18 protein-coding genes and 1 pseudogene are annotated in these 17,311 nt (G+C 64.3%); 12 read left to right on the top strand and 7 right to left on the bottom strand.

Annotation, left to right across the window (positions count from 1 at the left end; genetic code table 11):
• The first annotated feature begins 16 nt into the window (after positions 1–16).
• The gene (locus ACWIVK_RS05770) at positions 17–145 is read left to right on the top strand and encodes a hypothetical protein (protein ID WP_448575623.1); all 129 of its coding nucleotides are present in this window, start codon (positions 17–19) and stop codon (positions 143–145) included.
• A gap of 4 nt (positions 146–149) precedes the next feature.
• Here ACWIVK_RS05770 and ACWIVK_RS05765 read toward each other — a convergent pair whose 3' ends face one another.
• The 6 genes and pseudogenes from ACWIVK_RS05765 to ACWIVK_RS05740 all read right to left on the bottom strand — a co-directional run bounded on the left by ACWIVK_RS05765 (position 150) and on the right by ACWIVK_RS05740 (position 4,540).
• On the bottom strand, positions 150–812 hold the full coding sequence (locus ACWIVK_RS05765; protein WP_448575622.1) for a helix-turn-helix transcriptional regulator: 663 nt from the start codon (positions 810–812) through the stop codon (positions 150–152).
• A 134-nt stretch (positions 813–946) separates the two neighbouring features.
• Positions 947–1,846 carry an ABC transporter permease gene (locus tag ACWIVK_RS05760; protein WP_448575621.1) on the bottom strand — a complete coding sequence of 300 codons (900 nt, stop codon included), beginning with the start codon at positions 1,844–1,846 and terminating at the stop codon, positions 947–949.
• A gap of 14 nt (positions 1,847–1,860) precedes the next feature.
• A complete protein-coding gene (locus ACWIVK_RS05755) occupies positions 1,861–2,412 on the bottom strand; it encodes an ABC transporter permease (protein ID WP_448575620.1) in 552 nt (183 codons plus the stop codon).
• A gap of 71 nt (positions 2,413–2,483) precedes the next feature.
• A complete protein-coding gene (locus ACWIVK_RS05750; RefSeq protein WP_448575619.1) occupies positions 2,484–2,807 on the bottom strand; it encodes a hypothetical protein in 324 nt (107 codons plus the stop codon).
• A 58-nt stretch (positions 2,808–2,865) separates the two neighbouring features.
• Positions 2,866–3,906 (bottom strand): annotated as a pseudogene (locus ACWIVK_RS05745) (ABC transporter substrate-binding protein).
• Positions 3,887–4,540 carry an ABC transporter substrate-binding protein gene (locus tag ACWIVK_RS05740; RefSeq protein WP_448575618.1) on the bottom strand — a complete coding sequence of 218 codons (654 nt, stop codon included), beginning with the start codon at positions 4,538–4,540 and terminating at the stop codon, positions 3,887–3,889. The pseudogene ACWIVK_RS05745 and the gene ACWIVK_RS05740 overlap by 20 nt, the downstream one beginning before the upstream one ends.
• A 532-nt stretch (positions 4,541–5,072) precedes the next feature.
• Here ACWIVK_RS05740 and lysW point away from each other — a divergent pair.
• From lysW to argC, 5 genes are read left to right on the top strand one after another with little or no spacing between them, the layout of a single operon-like run.
• Complete coding sequence (gene lysW / locus ACWIVK_RS05735; RefSeq protein ID WP_015922469.1) at positions 5,073–5,228, top strand: lysine biosynthesis protein LysW; 156 nt, start codon at positions 5,073–5,075, stop codon at positions 5,226–5,228.
• A 2-nt stretch (positions 5,229–5,230) separates the two neighbouring features.
• The gene (locus ACWIVK_RS05730; RefSeq protein ID WP_448575617.1) at positions 5,231–6,064 is read left to right on the top strand and encodes an ATP-grasp domain-containing protein; all 834 of its coding nucleotides are present in this window, start codon (positions 5,231–5,233) and stop codon (positions 6,062–6,064) included.
• On the top strand, positions 6,061–7,155 hold the full coding sequence (locus ACWIVK_RS05725; RefSeq protein WP_448575616.1) for a [LysW]-lysine hydrolase: 1,095 nt from the start codon (positions 6,061–6,063) through the stop codon (positions 7,153–7,155). Before ACWIVK_RS05730 ends, ACWIVK_RS05725 begins: the two co-directional genes overlap by 4 nt.
• Entirely contained in the window at positions 7,152–8,036 is an 885-nt protein-coding gene (gene lysX, locus ACWIVK_RS05720; protein ID WP_448575615.1) for a lysine biosynthesis protein LysX, read from the top strand. The genes ACWIVK_RS05725 and lysX overlap by 4 nt, the downstream gene beginning before the upstream one ends.
• 34 nt (positions 8,037–8,070) lie before the next feature.
• Positions 8,071–9,129 (top strand): N-acetyl-gamma-glutamyl-phosphate reductase, encoded by a 1,059-nt coding sequence (gene argC, locus ACWIVK_RS05715; RefSeq protein WP_448575614.1) that lies wholly within the window; start codon positions 8,071–8,073, stop codon positions 9,127–9,129.
• Positions 9,130–9,356: 227 nt separating this feature from the next.
• On the opposite strand, the gene ACWIVK_RS05710 is transcribed toward argC, so the two are convergent.
• Positions 9,357–9,482, bottom strand: a complete 126-nt coding sequence (locus ACWIVK_RS05710) for a hypothetical protein (protein ID WP_448575613.1) — start codon at positions 9,480–9,482, stop codon at positions 9,357–9,359.
• A 316-nt stretch (positions 9,483–9,798) separates the two neighbouring features.
• On the opposite strand from ACWIVK_RS05710, the gene ACWIVK_RS05705 reads away from it, so the two are divergent.
• The 6 genes from ACWIVK_RS05705 to ACWIVK_RS05680 all read left to right on the top strand — a co-directional run bounded on the left by ACWIVK_RS05705 (position 9,799) and on the right by ACWIVK_RS05680 (position 17,215).
• Entirely contained in the window at positions 9,799–10,635 is an 837-nt protein-coding gene (locus ACWIVK_RS05705) for a [LysW]-aminoadipate kinase (protein WP_448575612.1), read from the top strand.
• Entirely contained in the window at positions 10,632–11,819 is a 1,188-nt protein-coding gene (locus ACWIVK_RS05700) for an aspartate aminotransferase family protein (RefSeq protein ID WP_448575611.1), read from the top strand. Before ACWIVK_RS05705 ends, ACWIVK_RS05700 begins: the two co-directional genes overlap by 4 nt.
• 13 nt (positions 11,820–11,832) lie before the next feature.
• Complete coding sequence (locus ACWIVK_RS05695) at positions 11,833–12,129, top strand: hypothetical protein (protein ID WP_448575610.1); 297 nt, start codon at positions 11,833–11,835, stop codon at positions 12,127–12,129.
• 514 nt (positions 12,130–12,643) lie between these two features.
• A complete protein-coding gene (locus ACWIVK_RS05690; protein WP_448575609.1) occupies positions 12,644–15,322 on the top strand; it encodes a valine--tRNA ligase in 2,679 nt (892 codons plus the stop codon).
• 200 nt (positions 15,323–15,522) lie between these two features.
• Positions 15,523–16,188, top strand: a complete 666-nt coding sequence (locus tag ACWIVK_RS05685; RefSeq protein WP_448575608.1) for a DNA-3-methyladenine glycosylase — start codon at positions 15,523–15,525, stop codon at positions 16,186–16,188.
• Between the two features lie 46 nt (positions 16,189–16,234).
• Positions 16,235–17,215 carry a hypothetical protein gene (locus tag ACWIVK_RS05680; protein ID WP_448575607.1) on the top strand — a complete coding sequence of 327 codons (981 nt, stop codon included), beginning with the start codon at positions 16,235–16,237 and terminating at the stop codon, positions 17,213–17,215.
• Positions 17,216–17,311: the final 96 nt, after the last annotated feature.

The raw sequence follows: 17,311 nt of genomic DNA, 5'->3' as shown, positions 1-17,311 counted from the left end.
CGGGGGGAAGATTCCCGTGGAGCCGAGACGCTCGGCCAGCATCCGACGAGCGGCGCTGCTCGGCGTCCTGTTCGGTCTTCTGACCTGTGCAGCACTCGCGGGGAGTCTCGCGTTGATCGGGCTCTTACTAGGATCGCTGCGCTGATCGTTCACCGTGCGGCAACGATCTCCGGTGCACGGATCAGGTAGGAGCAACAGGCGTCGCCAGTCGCCAAGTGGCACTGCCGTTCCACCTGAGCTCGGAGCAAGATGCGGTACAACTCCGCTTCCGCCTCGCAGGTTACTGGAAACTCAGCGGCGACGCGCCGGATCGGACAGTGGTACTGACAGAGACGGAATGTCTCGCCGTCCAACTGTTCCCAACTGGTGTAGTAGCCGAGGGCATCGAGCGTTTCGGCCAAGTATCGGACGCGATCACGCAATGTGGGAGTCCGCTCGAGTCGTTCGGCGAGTTGCTCGCCGAGCCGTTGCACTCGGCGGTGCAGAACCAGTTCGACCTTCTCTGATCCATCGAGCGTCTCGAGATCGTGGAGAACGTCACTCAGCATGGTGTCATAATGCTGGGGAAAGAGAGCGTCAGCGCGTTCGCTCAAGCGATAGAGGCGAGCTGGGCGACCGATCTTGCGGCGCTGGAGCGATGTGGTGATGAGGCCATCGCGTTCCAACGCGGTGAGGTGCTTGCGCACGGCCATGGAGGTGATTCCGAGTCGGCGTGCGAGCTGGTCGGCAGTCAACCCTTCGCTCTTCTTGAGCAAGGTGAGGAGCTGATCGCGTGTGGAGGGCCGATCGGGTACGATGGTGGTTTGGCGCATGGTTCTACCTCCCTTGTTTACCAAGCATAGCAGAACGGTAAAGAAAGAAGGAAGACAGCAGTGCATGCAGAAACGCGGCCTGCGCTCGGCAGAGACGATCGGCGGTAATCTCCACTGTTGGTCAATGACGGTTATTACGCCACGCGCCGGCGACTTCTCGGATCGAGAGCATCACGAACCGCGTCACCGATGAGATTCAGTGACAAAACGGTCAGTGTGAGGGCGAGACCAGGCAGGAACATGAGCCAGGGTGCCTCGCGGATGTACAGTCGAGCTTCACCGAGGATATTGCCCCAGCTCGGAAACTCTGGTGGAGGCCCGACACCCAAAAAGCTGAGTGTCGCTTCGCCGAGCACACCCTCAGCGAAAATGAACGTTCCCTGGATAGCGACCACTGACCACGCATTGGGAAGAACGTGACGGAGCAAAATGCGTACGTCGCTTGCACCGAGTGTACGGGCAGCTTCGACAAATTGATACTCCCGAACAGCGAGCACGATACTGCGGACGACGCGTGCTACCCGGGGGATGAAGATGAAACCGAGCGCGATAATGACGTTCGTGAGACTGGGACCGCGAGCCGCGACGATACCGATAGCCAAGATGATGCCCGGGAAAGCCATCACCGCGTCCATGATGCGCATGAGAACGGTGTCCAGCCGTCGATAGTACCCTGCGAGTAATCCAAACACGATTCCACCCAGCAAAGCGACGATCGCGACACCGAAGCCAGCGAGCAGCGACGTACGTGCTCCATAGAGCGTACGGGCATAGACGTCTCGCCCGAAGTTATCGGTTCCGAAGGGATGCCCTGGCATGGGCGGACTCAAACGATTGATCGGATCGACGCTCAACGGACTCTTGTCGGTCAATTGGCCAGCGAAAAGGGCGACGAAGAGGACCACGGCGAGGAGCGAGATACCGAGCACTCCACCAGGATACCGCCGGATCAGCAGGACGAGTCGGCGTGCTGGCGACCGGCGGGTGCGGAATGCTTCTCCCATGATCCTCGGTGTCGACGCTGTTGTGGTCACGCGAGTTCGCCTCCTCACTCAGCGTACCGGATACGCGGATCGAGAAAGGCGTAGAGAATGTCGATCACGAGATTGATCAGGACATAAAGGAATGCGATGAATAAAACGATGCCCTGAATGAGAGGAAAGTCGCGTCTCAGGACTGCCTGGATGAGAAGGCGCCCGATTCCTGGAATATTGAATACCTGTTCTGTTACCACTGCTCCACCCATCAGGATAGCGAACGTGAGGCCGATGACTGTCGTGAGCGGGATCAGGCCATTTCTCAGCACGTGTCCGAAAAGGACTCGCCGTTCACTGAGGCCTTTGGCCCGGGCTGTACGAACGTAGTCCTCTCGGAGCGTTTCGAGCACGACCGAGCGGGTAATCCGAGCCAGAAAAGCTCCCTGCCCGGCGCCGAGAGTGATCGCTGGCAGAATCATGCGGCTCAGGTTATCCCAGAGCCCCTCGTGGAGTGGTTGATACCCCTGTGGTGGAAGCAGGCGGAACGACACAGCGAAGACGAAAATGAGGTTGAGGCCCAGCCAGAATGTGGGCATCGAAATACCGATCATGGCGATGAGCATCGCGCCGAGATCGAGTGCTGTGCCGTGGCGAACGGCTGACAGGATGCCGAGCGAGAGGCCGATGACGATGGCTACGAGCGAGGCGAGAATACTGAGCTGGGCCGTCGGTGCCAGGCGCTCGACAATGGCTGTCGTGACTGGCTTATTGAGGAAGATGCTTTGCCGAGATCGCCGCGCAGCGCTCCTGCCACCCAGCGGCCGTACTGGACGTATAGAGGGTCGTTCAGGCCGAGTTCGCGTCGCAACTCGGCGATCTGTTCCGTTGTCGCGTCCGGGCCGAGCAAGACAGCGACGGGATCCCCCGGCGTCATGTGCAGCAAGAGAAACGTTGCCGTTGCCACGAGTACCATGACCGGAATGGCGAGGAGAAGTCGCCGCACGATATATGCCGTCATCGAGCACCCTCGCTCGGCTCACTACTTTCTCGGCAGACTGGTGCTTGATTGGACTCCGTCAAGCGAACCAGCAGTTCCAGAAGAACCAGTCCGGAAGATTTGCGTACCCCTGCAGTTTCTTCGTATATCCGCGGAGCGTCGCGCCTTCACAGACCTTGATCATCACCGCATCCTCCCACCAAACGCGGTCGAGTTCGCGAGCCAGTTCTTTGATCCGAGCCTCGTCCGTCTCTCCCATGAGCTGCTGGACCAACTGATCCCGCTGTGCATTTTCCCAAAAACCAGGCCAGGTCGGGTTCATGTAGGGTTGGAGAACTGGATGTTGGTACGACTCGTGACCGGTGATGAAGATATCCCAGGCATCGCGCTGGCTGCGGGTCTTGACGAGCGTCGCCCAGTCCATGACTTGCAAATCGATCGTCACGCCGATCGCTTCCAGCTGCTGCTTCAAGACGAGAGCCATGTTGTAGTTGTACGAGTATTCCTTCGTCGATAGCCAGCGAATCGGACGACCGTCATATCCTGCTTCGGCGAGCAGCTGCTTTGCTTTCGCGGGATTGCGCTGGTTGTAATACTCCGCTCCGCCGTCGGTATGCCAGGGTGTCTCCGGCGCCGACTGACTAGAGTAGAGACGATAGAATTCGGGACGCGAAAATCCCGCTCGGGCGACCGGCTCGACATCGACTGCTGCGAGAAGTGCGTGGCGCAACTTCGGGTTGGACATGATACTTTCTTTCGATTTGTTGAAATGTGCTCCGTAGAAATACTAGGGTAACGTAACCTGGAGCGACAAGTTCGGTTCTGCCTTAAAGGCGTCAAAGTTGTCGAGGCTGAGCTGTTCGGCAAAATCGAGCTCGCCGGTGACGAGTCCGTCACCACGAACAGCTTGCTCGGGAACCGGGATGAACCGGATTTCATCGAAGTAGGGAATCTTCGTGCCGCCGTATCCATCAGGGCCGCCATCGAGAGGCGTATAGTCCTCGTTGCGGACGAGCGCGATGTAGCGGTCCGGCAAGCGCTCCTTGAACTTGAATGGTCCCGTTCCGATGAATTGCTCCAAACCCTTGTCCGGGTAGGCTTCAGCAAGATCCTTCGGCATGATGAAGGAATCGACCTGGGCTAAGTAAATTCAGCGCGATACCGGTTGGCTCTTTGGACTCGAAACGAATGGTGTGCGAGTCGACCTTGTCGAGATTGGCGACACGGGTGAAGAGATTGCGCCCGCGCCCCGAGAGTTTCGAGTACCGAAGGAGCGAAGCGATCGCATCGTCCGCAGTCAGTGGCCGCCCGTCATGAAACTTCACGTTCGATCGGAGTTTGATCGTCAAAACTTTGTTGTTCTCCGTGAATTCGTACGACTCGGCGAGAAGAGGCTTCGGAGAGAATTGCTTGTCCCGATAGAACAGAGCCTCGAACATGTGCCAGGTAATGTTCGCCGCAATAGTCGCAGTGGTGAACTGCGGGTCGAGTGCCGGCAGTTCGCCGATGATGGCGACCCGCAGCGTTCCTCCACGCTTCGCGGCCGCTGCTGGCGTCGGGGAAGCGGCTGGAGTAGCCATGGTCATCGGTGTGGGTGTTGCCAGTGCAGCAGGTGCTGGAGCTGCCGTCGGGGATGCTTCTGGTGTGGCACCTCGGCATGAGGCGAGGAGGCCGGAGAAGACGGTGGTGTTTCCGACGAGGATCGCCCCACGGCGGAGGAGATCGCGTCGGGTGAGCGAGTGACCCTTGTGCATACTTTCCCTCCAATCGCGTTGCCCGACATGGTTCGCCGACTTTCCCTGGTAGTCCGCACACTACCCGAGAGAATCCTGGACGTTAAGACTGATCCCTGAGACAGGTGATGAATCCCGGCACGGCATGCATCTGTGGATTCGTCTCCCGTCCCTGCGCTCGTGTTCGAACGTTCTTCACGGTGGGGCGGTTTACCGGATGCCGGAACCCTTGTCAGCTGTCGATGGTTGTGGTAGAGTGGCCAGTGAGCGCTCCGGTGCGGTGAGTGAGCGGGGCGATGGGACAGCGAACGCGACAGGCCAAACGGATAACGCCAAGTCAGCCGCTCGGTCGGTGCGTTGCTGAGCCCGCGATGGTGATCCCCGCACCTATCCCCGCCCCCAGGTGCCTGGGGGCTCCTGCCGCAACCGGAAGCGCCTGCGGATGGTCGTGTTGACCTGACACGCGAGCGTCGAGCCGGAGCGGCGGTGGGCCCACAAGCTCACCGCCGATTCGTTTTGCGAGTCGTACAGGAGTAGGAGGGAGTGTCGAGCTATGTGCCCAGAGTGCGGTGCGGATCTCGGACTCAAGGACGTCGAGGTCGGGGAGATCGTCTCTTGCCCGGAATGCGGCGCTGATTTGGAAGTGCTCTCGGTCGACCCGCTCGAGCTCGGCTTGGCGCCGGCCGAGGAAGAGGACTGGGGCGAGTGATCATGAGGACGGTTGCACTCCTCGCTGAGCGGTTGCGGGTCGAGGAGCGCCTCCTGCAGCAGGCGTTCGCTGCCGTAGGCTGGGAGGCACAGCTGCGCGATCCGAGCGAGCTCGCGATCCCGCTCAGCGAGGAGGCGATCGATTTTCCAGCGGTCGCCCTCGATCGCGAACGAGCGACGAGCGAGGCGACGGCGCTGGCGGCCTTGCTCGCCGCGCGTGGCACAGTCATCGTCAATCGCCCAGCCACGACTCGCTTGCTGGCTGACCGGTTGGCGTTTCTCCGGCATCTCGTGCTGGCGCGGATCCCTACGCCGCCGACGCTGGTCGCCTTCGGCGAAGCAGCGACCTTCCGCGCGATCGAGGCGCTCGGCTATCCGGTCTACCTCAAGCCGCTGGTCGTCGATCTGCGCATGCCGATCGCCTATGTCGAGGACCCAGATGCTGCCGAGGCATTGGTCGAGCATCGGCGCGTGCTCGGTGACGAACGGGCCGTGCTGGTCCAGAAGGCGGTCGCCGAGCCAGAGGCGGTACGGCGCCTGGTGATCGTGGGGAACGAACTCGTCGCGGTCGTGCGTGGACGGGGAGAAGAGCCGCTGGCGCTGGAAGACCTTGCCCCGTGGCACGCATTGGCGTCGGCGCTGATCGGTCGGTTGGGCAGCGGCGTGTACACGATCGATGCTGTGATGACGCCAGCTGGGATGGTCGTCATTTCGGCCGAGAATCTGCAGGCGTTCCGCGATCTCGCCGAGTTGGGTGTGCCGGTCGCGGAGCGGATCGCCGCGTTCGTTCTGGAACAAGTGCGTGTGGAGCGCTCGGAACACGAGGAACCGCGATGACCACCGAACTCGCTGTCGAGGCGGCTGCATTTCTGGAAGCGTTCCTCCGGATCCCGAGCTTGTCGGGGCAGGAAGCTGCTGCCGTCGAGTGGCTCTGCTCGCGCATGAGCGAGTTGGGCTATGCAGCGGGACCCGATGAGGCCGGGAACGCGGTCGGGACCCGCGGAAGCGGGCCGCGCGAGTTGATGCTCCTCGGACATATCGATACCGTGCCGGGTCGGATACCGGTGCGCCAGGTCGACGGCCTGCTGTACGGGCGGGGAGCGGTCGATGCCAAGGGACCGCTGGCAGCCTTCGTCTTGGCGGGGGCACGAGTGCAGCTGCCGCCCGGTATCCGCTTGACGGTCGTCGGCGCGGTCGAGGAAGAAGTGATGAGTTCGCGCGGCGCCAATTGGCTGGTCGTGCATCATCCCCGCCCCGATGCCGTCATCATCGGCGAGCCGAGTGGATGGGATGGTGTCGTCCTCGGTTACAAGGGCTCGGTCGCGATCGAGTACCGCATCGTGCGACCGTCCGCGCATGCTGCTGGACCGAGCACGACCGCCGCGGAGGATGCGGTGGCGTTCTGGAATGCACTGGTCGCCTGGTGCACGGAGCAGAATAGCGGGCGCACGCGCGAGTTCGACCGGGTAACGCCGACCCTCTTGAGCATCGTGACCAACGGGGACGGCCTGACCGAGCAGGCCTGGCTGCGTGCGAATCTCCGCTTGCCCCCCGGCTTTCCGCCCGAGAAGGCGGTCGCTGCGGCCCAGCGGCTGGCTGGTGCCGGCGATGTCGTCACGACGGTCAATGCAGCGGGATTCCGCGTCGAGAAGCGTTCTCCGCTCGTCTCCGCGTTCCTCTCGGCGATCCGCGAGGTCGGTGGCGAGCCGAAGCTCAAGGTGAAGACGGGAACGTCGGACATGAACATCGTCGGACCAGTGTGGGGATGCCCGATCGTCGCCTATGGCCCAGGCGACTCGCGGTTGGACCACACGCCGAACGAGCATATCGCGATCGAGGAGTTCCTGCGCGGCATCATGGTCCTGCAGCGGGTGATCGAACGCGTGGCAGCCCAGATCGTGGGTGGGCGATGGGGGGACGAGTCGTGAGTGCACCGCGTATCGGTGTCTTGCTCTCGCATGTCCGGGAAGAGGAGAAGCTGCTCCTGCGTGCGCTCAGCGAGCGGGGAGCCGAGGTCGTGCGCCTCTACGACCGGCAGCTGGTCTTCGACTTGACGGACGAGCGGAGCTGGCCCCGGGTCGATCTGGTACTCGATCGCTGCATGGCGCACAGCCGGGGGCAGGTCGCGCTGCGCCTGTTCGAGTCGGCGGGTGTCCCGACGATCAATCGGAGCCAGGCGACGGCGATCGCTGACGACAAGGTGCTGACCACGCGGTTGCTCGCGGCAGCTGGTATCCCGACCCTCCGCACACTCGTCGCCTTCGACGTCGAGAGTGCGCTGGCAGCCCTGGAACGGCTCGGGTATCCAGCTGTCATCAAGCCGGTGACCGGTTCCTGGGGACGGCTCCTCGCTCGCGTCAACTCACCGACGGCGGCTCGCGCTGTGCTGCAGCACAAGCGGTCGCTCGGCTCTTTCCACCATGGGGTCTTCTATCTCCAGGAATACGTGGACAAGCCGGGCCGCGACGTGCGCGTCTTCGTGGTCGGTGACCGGGTGGTGGCTGCTTCCTATCGTCAGGCCGACCACTGGGTGACCAATGTCGCCCGCGGCGCGGTTTCTCACCCCTGCCCGGTGACACCGGAGCTCGCTGATCTCGCCTTGCGGGCCGTCCAGACGATCGGTTTGGAGATCGCTGGCGTCGATCTCGTCGAGACCGCGGATGGACTCGAGGTGCTGGAAGTCAACGGTGGTGTCGAGTTCAAGGGCCTGATGCGGACGACACATATCGATGTCGCTGGTCTCATCGCCGATTACGTGCTCGCGCGGGCGATGCGAGGAGCGTCGCCCGCGATCGCATTGAGTCGCTGACGCTTTCGCCGACGGGAGGGAGAGGCGGTCACGGATGGTCGTTTCGGTCGCGATCCTGGGTGGCTCTGGGTATACCGGTGGTGAATTGCTTCGCTTGCTGCTGAGCCACCCCGAAGTCGAGGTGAAGCAGGTCACGTCACGGTCGCGCGCGGGCAAGTTCGTGCACACCGTGCATCCGAATCTGCGGAAGCGGACGACGCTCAAGTTCGTCCCGCCCGAAGCGCTCGAACCGGTCGATGTGCTCTTTGCCTGTTTGCCGCACGGGGAAACGGCACCGATCGTCGACCGGCTTCTCGAGCTGGCGCCGATCGTGATCGACCTTTCGGCGGACTTCCGGTTGCGGGATCCGGCGGCCTACGCGCGGTGGTACCACTGGACGCACCCGAGGCCCGAGCTCCTGGAACGAGCCGTCTACGGTCTTCCGGAGTTGCATCGGGAGGAGATCCGCAACGCGCGCTATATCGCTTGCCCGGGCTGCAATTCGACCGCGGTCATTCTCGGTCTCGCCCCGCTGTTCCGGGCTGGCTTGGTCGACCTCGACTTGCCGGTCACCGTCGAGTGCAAGGTCGGCTCATCGGGCGCTGGTGGCGAGGCTGGGCCGGCCAGTCATCATCCGGAGCGGAGCGGCGTGATCCGCCCCTTCAAACCGGGTGGACACCGCCATACCGCCGAAGTGCTGCAGGAACTCACCGTGTGCGGGCGAACCCCCTCGCTCGGTCTGTCGGTGACGAGCGTGGAGGCAGTGCGCGGGATCTTGGCGACCGCTCACCTCTTTCCCAAGCAGCCGCTGACGGACCGTGACCTTTGGCAGGTCTACCGGGCAGCGTATGGGCAAGAGCCGTTCATTCGCCTGGTCAAAGAGGCCAGCGGTCTTCACCGCTATCCGGAACCGAAGATCTTGGCCGGTTCGAATTATTGCGACATCGGCTGGGAACTGGACGAGTTGCCCGGTGGGCGCCAGCGTCTGGTCGTGATGTCGGCGATCGACAACCTGATGAAGGGGGCGGCTGGACAGGCCGTGCAGGCGATGAACATCCGGCTCGGTTTCCCAGAGACGTCGGGGCTGGAGTTCCCAGGACTTCACCCGCTCTGATGGGGACGATGATGGAGCGTCGGTGGCTCAGGCTCGCGGTGCTGACGACTGGCCTCGTCGCCGGTGCGGTGGTGGCGCGCCGTCGGCCGTTCTCGACGCGACTCGCCTGGCTCCTGACACTGCCGGGCGTGCAGGCGATGGGGCGAGCGGAAGAGTTGGCTGCGCTGCTGGGTGTCCGGTCAGGGATGCGCGTGCTCGATGCGGGCGCGGGGCCAGGACGAGTGGCCTTACCCTTGGCCGAGCGGGTCGGTCTGGAGGGCATGGTGACAGTGGCCGATATGCAGCTCCGCGAGCAGGAAGTCGACGTTCGTCAGGCCGCAGGCGGCTGCTCGGCGTCCTGCCGGTTCCAGCATGCGGAGCTCGGTCGTGGGGTACGCTCGCGACCCAGAAGCCCGCTTTCGATCACCGCGTGTTGTTCGTCCCCGTACTCGGCGAGACGGGGGATGCGGGAGCGGCGTTGCCCGAGTGGGCAGCTGCCCTCCGTCCCGGCAGACGACTGGCGAACGTCGGGCACTGCGGTGGTCCGCACTTTATCCAGGAACAGCGGGGATAAGAGTTGGCAGAGGGTGCGGGGCGGCAACTGGCGACCGTCCGGCGATCCCTTTGGGGACTCACCACGATCTGGGAAATACCGGTCGAATCGATGACGAAGGGAGCGGCGTGACGAGGATGCTGGTCGTAAAGCTCGGTGGAAGCGCGGGAATCGACCCGAACGCGACACTGGACGATCTCGCAGCGCTCTGGCCAGAGCAGCGGATCGTGTTCATCCATGGCGCGAACGCGCTGCTCGACGAGTGGATGCGCCGGCTGGGGCGCGAACCCCGGCTGGTCACCTCGTCGACCGGACAGGTGAGCCGGTTCACCGACCGGGAGACGATGGACCTCATGTTGATGGTCTACGCTGGTCTGGTGAACAAGCGGCTCGTCGAAGGCTTGCAGCAGCGCGGCGTCAATGCGGTCGGTCTCACTGCGATGGACGGCCGGATCGCGAGCGGTCCACGCAAGGACATCCTGCGAGCGATCGAGAACGGGAAGCCCAAGGTCCTGCGCGGCGATCATGCGGGGAGCATCGAGCACGTGGAGACGCGCCTGCTCGAGCTCCTGCTCGACAATCGGTATCTCCCGGTGTTGACGCCGCCGGCGGTGAGCGATCGAGGCGAGGCGATCAATGTCGATGGTGACAAGTTGGCGATGCAGTTGGCGGTCGCCTTGCGTGCCGAGGCGCTGGTCATCCTTTCCAACACCCCGGGCCTGCTGCGCGACCTCCATGATCCGACATCGCTCATCGCGACGATCGACGTCAGCGACCCTGCGTCGGTCGAGGCGGCGATGACAGCAGCGCAAGGGCGCATGAAGAAAAAGGTCGAGGCCGGCTGCAAGGCGGTGCAAGCGGGGATCGGGCGAGTGGTCTTTGCCGATGCGCGCGTGTCCCAGCCGATCCAGCGGGCACTGGCCGGCCAGGGTACGGTGCTCCTGGCGGGAAGCCGGGTCGAGGTGCAGCCATGACGGGACATTCGACGTCAGCGATCCTGCGGCTCGACGAGTCGTTGCAACCGCCGCTTTACGCCAAGCGCGGTATCGCGCTGGTCCGCGGCGAGGGCGTGTGGCTCTATGACAGCGATGGTCAGCGTTATCTCGACCTGATGAGCAACTACGGCGTGAACATCCTCGGACATGCCCATCCGCGCGTGACGGCCGCGATCGTGGCCCAGGCGAGTCGGCTCGTGAGCTGTCACCAATCGTTCGCTTCCGACGTGCGTGCGGCTTTTCTGGAGAAGTTGCTTTCGGTCGTCCCCCATGGTCTGGCGCGCGCGTTCCTCAGTAATTCGGGGGCCGAGGCGGTCGAGGCTGCGCTCAAGTTCGCCTGGGCTGTGACCGGTCGGCGCAAAGTCGTCGCTGCGAAGCGTGGGTATCACGGGCGGACGCTCGGCGCGCTGGCGGCTACCGGTGAGCCCAAGTACCGGCAACCGTTCCTGGACGTCTTGCCGGAGGTCGTCCACGTCCCCTATGGTGATGTCGCTGCACTAGCCGAGTCAGTGGACCACGACACGGCGGCGGTGATCCTGGAGCCGGTACAGGGCGAGGGCGGCATCTACCCGGCCGAGCCGAGCTACCTCGTGGAGGCGAGACGGATCACCCGCGAGCGTGGAGCCCTGCTCGTGTTCGACGAGGTCCAGACCGCCTTCCGCACCGGAGCCTGGTTCGCCTGCGAGCATGCTGGCGTGTCGCCGGATCTCCTCTGCGTCGCCAAGGGGCTGGCCAACGGCGTGCCGATCGGTGCGACTTTGATGACGGAAGATGTCGCCGTCGCCTTGCCGGCCGGGGTGCACGGGAGCACGTTCAGCGGGAATCCGTTGGCCTGTGCGGCAGGTCTGGCCACGCTGGAAACGCTAGAGGACGACCGGCTCATTCCGGCAGCAGCGGAACTCGGTCTGTACTTCTGCCAGCAGTTGCTGGCGCTCGGTCACCCCCTGGTGCGCGAGGTGCGCGGGATCGGGCTCATGCTCGGCCTGGATCTCAAGGTCCGGTCGACCCCAGTCTTGAAGGCGCTGCAAGAGCGTGGCATCCTGGCCTTGCCAGCGGGGACGACGGTCGTCCGCCTCCTCCCACCGCTCATCTTGTCGCGCGACGACGTCGACCTGGCAGTCACGCGCATCGCGCAGGCACTCGATGCGGTCCGCGAGCGCTGAACGTGGGGGTGCGATGAGCGAGCAGCGACCAGGCGAGGGAACGCGCATCGTTCTGCGCAGTTTCGGCGTGATGGTGACGACGTTCGAGGAGCAGATGACGCAGCTGCTCGAGCGAGCGCAGCTCTCCGACATGACGTCGGAGGAAGCGCTCGAGCTGGCTGTCCAGGCGCTCGCACTCTCCGCTCGTCTGTCCCGCCGGTTGCGCGAGGTGAACGACCTGGTGCTCTCCCTCCAGGAGCGCTCGTTGGGGGAACTCCGCGCGCACCTGGCCCAGCGGTTTCCCGCGATGCCCGCTGAACCGGAGGAGTGACGCACTCGGCGATCGGCGACCCATCGGGTCATGTGCTGTGGCCGTCGGGACCAACAGACGAGGGTCCTGCCGTGGCAGGAGGCTGGCTCGCTCACCTGCTGCCCCGACAGCGAGGCGTGCTCGACTCATCGTCGCCAGGAGGAGACTGCTGCTCATCGCGCCCTATCTTGGTTACTGCGAGTGCTTGCTGGTCTCGCGGCCTGTTGTGCTGTGTTCATTCTCGTGGAGAATGGGGTGAGGAGTCAGCCCGCCCTTCTGGCAGATGACGGTTCTCGTCGATAGAGGCGTTCGTCTTTTGCCACCGTGCACCAGTCCCGGCTGACACGAGTCGGTCATGCGAGCGAGCCGCATGGTGCGGCGTTGACGGTTTCCAACGCTGGTCGGTACCCTTTCCGAGGGCCGTCCCAGTGGACGGTGGTTCGTGTTTGGAAAGCGCGTGCATCCAGCGCTGCACGACCCACTCGTCTGACAATGGCTCGAGGCAACGGCGTGCCAAAGAGGGAGGCGGGGCTCGATGACGCAGGTGGCCCATTCGGACGAACTGGCTCCGGCGTACCAGCCGCAAACGGTCGAAGCGCGATGGTACGACTGGTGGGAACAGCGTGGCTACTTCACCCCGGCTATCGACTGGAACCGGAAGCCATTCGTCATCATCATGCCGCCACCGAACGTCACGGGTGAGCTGCACATGGGGCACGCCCTCTTCGTCGCCATCGAGGACTTGATGATCCGCTGGCGACGGATGCAAGGGTATCCGACGCTGTGGCTCCCCGGAGCTGATCACGCCGGTATCGCAGGACAGTGGGTCGTCGAGCGCGAACTGCTCAAAGAGGGACTGACCCGGCACGATCTCGGACGCGAACGGTTCCTCGAGCGCGTTTGGGACTGGATGAACCGCTATCGCGGTCGCATTCGCGAGCAGTTGCGGATCCTCGGGGCTTCCTGTGACTGGACACGCTTCCGCTTCACGATGGATCCCGGCCCCTCGCGGGCGGTCCGCACGGCTTTCAAGCGGCTGTACGACAAAGGGCTCATCTATCGAGGAGAGCGGCTCATCAACTGGTGCCCGCGCTGCATGACCGCACTCTCCGATCTGGAGGTCGATCACGAGGAGATCGAGGGGACGCTCTACTACTTGCGTTACCCGATCGAGGGGAGCGACGAGTCGGTCGTCGTGGCGACGACGCGGCCGGAAACGATGCTCGGCGATACTGGTGTCGCTGTGCACCCGGACGACGAGCGGTATCGCCACCTGGTTGGGAAGACGGCCATCCTGCCGCTTCTCGGCCGGCGGTTGATGATCGTGGCTGACGAGGCGGTCGATCCGGCGTTCGGTACCGGTGCGGTGAAGGTGACGCCAGCGCACGACTTCACCGACTTCGAGATCGCCCAGCGCCACGGCCTGCCACCGGTCAACATCCTCGATCCGAACGGCACGCTGAACGAGAACGCTGGGCCGTTCGCTGGGCTCCCGATCCAGGAGGCGCGGCGGCGGGTGGTGGAGGAACTGGACCGCCAGGGATACCTGGTGCGGACAGAGCCGCACCGCTACAGCTTAGGACATTGCCAGCGCTGCGGCACGGTCGTCGAGCCGTTGATCAGCAAGCAATGGTTCGTCAAGATGGCGCCGCTCGCTCAGCCGGCGATCGAGGTGGCGCGCAACGGCACACTCCAGTTCGTTCCGGAACGGTTCCGCGCGGTCTACCTGCACTGGTTGGAGAACGTCCGTGATTGGTGCATCTCGCGGCAGCTCTGGTGGGGGCATCGCATCCCGGTCTGGTATTGCCAGGACTGTGGTCAACTCACCGTGACCGCTGAGGAAGCGATCGAGCGGTGCGAGCACTGCGGCAGCACGCGGATCGAGCAGGATCCGGACGTACTCGATACCTGGTTCTCCAGCGGGCTTTGGCCGTTCAGCACGCTGGGTTGGCCTGACGACACGGACGATCTCCGTTACTTCTATCCTGGCTCAGTGATGGAGACCGGGTACGACATCCTCTTCTTCTGGGTGGCCCGGATGGTCTTCCTGGGTCTGGAGTTCATGGGCGAGGTGCCCTTCTACACGGTCTACCTGCACGGAACCGTGCGGGACGAGCGTGGCCAGCGGATGAGCAAGACGAAAGGGAACGTGATCGATCCGACCGAGGTCACCCAGCAGTACGGCGCCGATGCGCTCCGCTTCACGCTGGTGACCATGGCCGGTCCGGGGACAGACATGAAGCTCAGCCTCAGCCGCGTCGAGGCGAGCCGCAACTTCGCCAACAAGATCTGGAACGCCACGCGCTACACGCTCCGGGCGCTGGCGGGTGGGGAGATCGAGCGAGCACCGGACGGTTCGGTCGTACCGCCTGAGCGCTCGGCGATGAGTCTGGCTGATCGCTGGATTCATAGTCGCCTCGAACGCGTGACGGCGGAGGTGACCGACCGACTCGAACGCTATCAGTTCCACGAGGCAGGGCACCTCCTCTACGAATTCCTGTGGTCGGAGTTCTGCGACTGGTACATCGAAGCGAGCAAGGTGGCGATCAATGCTGGTGGCCCCGGCGCGCGAGCAGCCCGGCAGACCTTGGCGTACGTCCTCGAGCGGGCGCTGCGCTTGCTGCATCCCTTCATGCCGTTCGTGACCGAGGAGCTCTGGCAACGGCTGCCGCACGCTGGGGAGAGCATCATGGTCGCTTCCTGGCCGCAACCGGATGCGGCACGGATCGACGAGGAAGCGGAGCGCGAGTTCGGCTTCTTGATGGAGGCTATCCGAGCAGTACGGAACGCGCGTGCCGAAGCTGGTGTCGAGCCAGCGCGCTGGATCCAGGCGATCGTCTATCCAGGCTCGCATCGGCGCGCGTTCCAGGACAGCGAAGGCGTCTTCCGCTTCCTGGCTCGTATCGCGAGCGACGGTTTGAGCTACGTCGAAGAACTTCTCGAGGCACCGAAGCAGGTCGTCTCGCTCATCGTGGACGACGCCGTGATCTACTTGCCGCTGCGTGGGATGCTCGATAGCGACGCCGAGCGACAGCGCCTGCAGCGCGAACTGGAGGAGCTCCTCGCCGAACTCGAGCGGACACGGGCGCTCTTGGCTAATGAGCAGTTCGTCACGCGAGCGCCCGCGCACGTGGTGGAGCGTCACCGTGCGAAGCTGGCCGATGCCGAGGAGCGCCTGCGGCTGATCCGCGCTCGGCTCGACGAGTTGGCTTGAGACCACTCGCTTCGTCAGCCGGAGCAGTCGTTCGAGCGAGCGGAAGGTACCGTTCGGCTCGCCGGGTTCCGGTTATCCCGCGTGAGTTGACTGGCTCGGTGCTGCGCAGTCGGGCGAGAGCACGAGCAGAAGACGAAGACCACGGCTCGCCGCGCAGCAGCGAGCATCCGAGCGGGAGAGCGAGCACGCACGAGTGACCGATGGACGGTGTCGGGACGATGGTCGACACAAGCCAGATCGCATTGGATCCGGCACGAGCCTTACCGCGCGACTGGTTCGCGCGTCCGGCCGTCGAGGTCGCTCGCGATCTCCTCGGCGCAATCCTGGTGAGCATGGTCGGCGGAGAGCTGGTCGCTGGTGTCCTCGTCGAGGTCGAGGCGTATGGCGGGCCAGAGGATCCAGCCTCGCACGCGGCCCGTTATCGGAACGGACCGGCCCGGGTGATGTGGGGGCCACCGGGCCATGCCTACGTCTATCGGGCCTACGGTGTCTACCCCTGCTGCAACATCGTCACCGATCCGGACGGTACGGCGGGTGCTGTCTTGCTCCGCGCCGCGATGCCGCTGGTTGGCCACGCGATCATGCAGCAACGCCGGGAACGGTCGCGTCGCGCCGGATACCGATTGGCGGAGCACCGGCTGGCGAGCGGGCCGGGAGCGCTCGCTCAGGCATTCGGGATCGCGCTCGATCATCACGGGTTGCCGTTCGATCGACCGCCGTTCTGGATTCAGTCTGGCTCATCGCCGCAGCGTGTCGCGAACACGCCTCGCATCGGGATCTCGCGCGGTCAGGAGTTCCTGTGGCGGTTCGTGATTCCTGGCCACCCGGCAGTCTCCGGGCGTCCTTCGCGTCTCGCGACGGAGTAGACTGGAGAGAGCAGGACCAGGCGATCCTGCTGGACCGGATCATCCGATGTGGAGTTTCCCGGTTTCGCAACTAGTCAGTGTCGCGCTGGCGGCTCTCTCGGTCCGCGCGATCGCGCGGGGCTGGCGTGCCCGCCACCAGCTCTTTGCGGAGCCGGTGACCGCCCAGCAACTGGCGGTGCTCGTGGAATTGGCGCTGTTCGTGCTCGTACCGATCAGTGTCCTCGCGCACGAACTCGGGCACGCGGTCGCGGTGTGGCTTTCCGGTGGACGCGTGGTCGGCTTCGGGTACCTGCTGTTTCTCGGTTGGGTCGAGTACACCGGCGTGACGGACCCGGTCGCCCAGTTCTGGATCGCCTCGAGCGGCAATCTCGTCAGTGTGTTCCTCTCGCTCGTCGCTATCGGGGCTGGCCTCTTCGCTCCGCTGCGCCGGCCAGTCGCCGCGCTGCTCCTGACGGCCGGCGGGATGATCCTCGCGACCACGCTGGTGTTCTACCCGGCACTCGATCTCGCGAGCGGCATGCAGGGTGACTGGACGCAGCTGTACAGTGGGCCGCGATCGGCTGTTGTCGTGCTCGGGGCAGTGCATGGGGCGCTCCTGCTCACCGGTTTGGCCCTGTGGCGGAGTCGGTGGCTCCGCTGGCGCGTCTCGGCGCGGATCGGCTGGCCGTGGCGGCTGGACGAGCACGACCGGCGACTGCTCGCTTGGCGGCAACTGACCGAGGCCGTGGAGGAGCTCGGGACGCATGACCCATCGCTGGCAGTCTCCGTTCAGGAGAACGGGGGCAAGCCCGAACTCCAACTCTCCTGGCGAGGAGCGAAGGGCCAGCGCTCCTTGCGGGCACGCATCGGTGACCGGCCGAATGATTTGGAGGTCGAAGCGCTGGCGGGACAGCCGCCCAGGTTACGGGCGAGTTGGCGGGCACTCGTTCCGCCGGAAGCGCTCTTCGCCGACCCGTCGCCCCTCCTCGCCCTCTTGCACCGGTTGCGCGCTGCAGCGGATGCTCTCGAGCCCGTCGGGGAAGAGTGAAATGCGACGGTGGTGGCGGCGCGATCGCGACCGAGATGAACGATCAGCTGTAGACCGACCGACCGAGCAGCCCGAGCGGCCGGTCCGAGAGGCCGA

Source organism: Thermomicrobium sp., from assembly GCF_053493975.1.
This window is presented reverse-complemented; position numbering and strand designations above follow the sequence as displayed.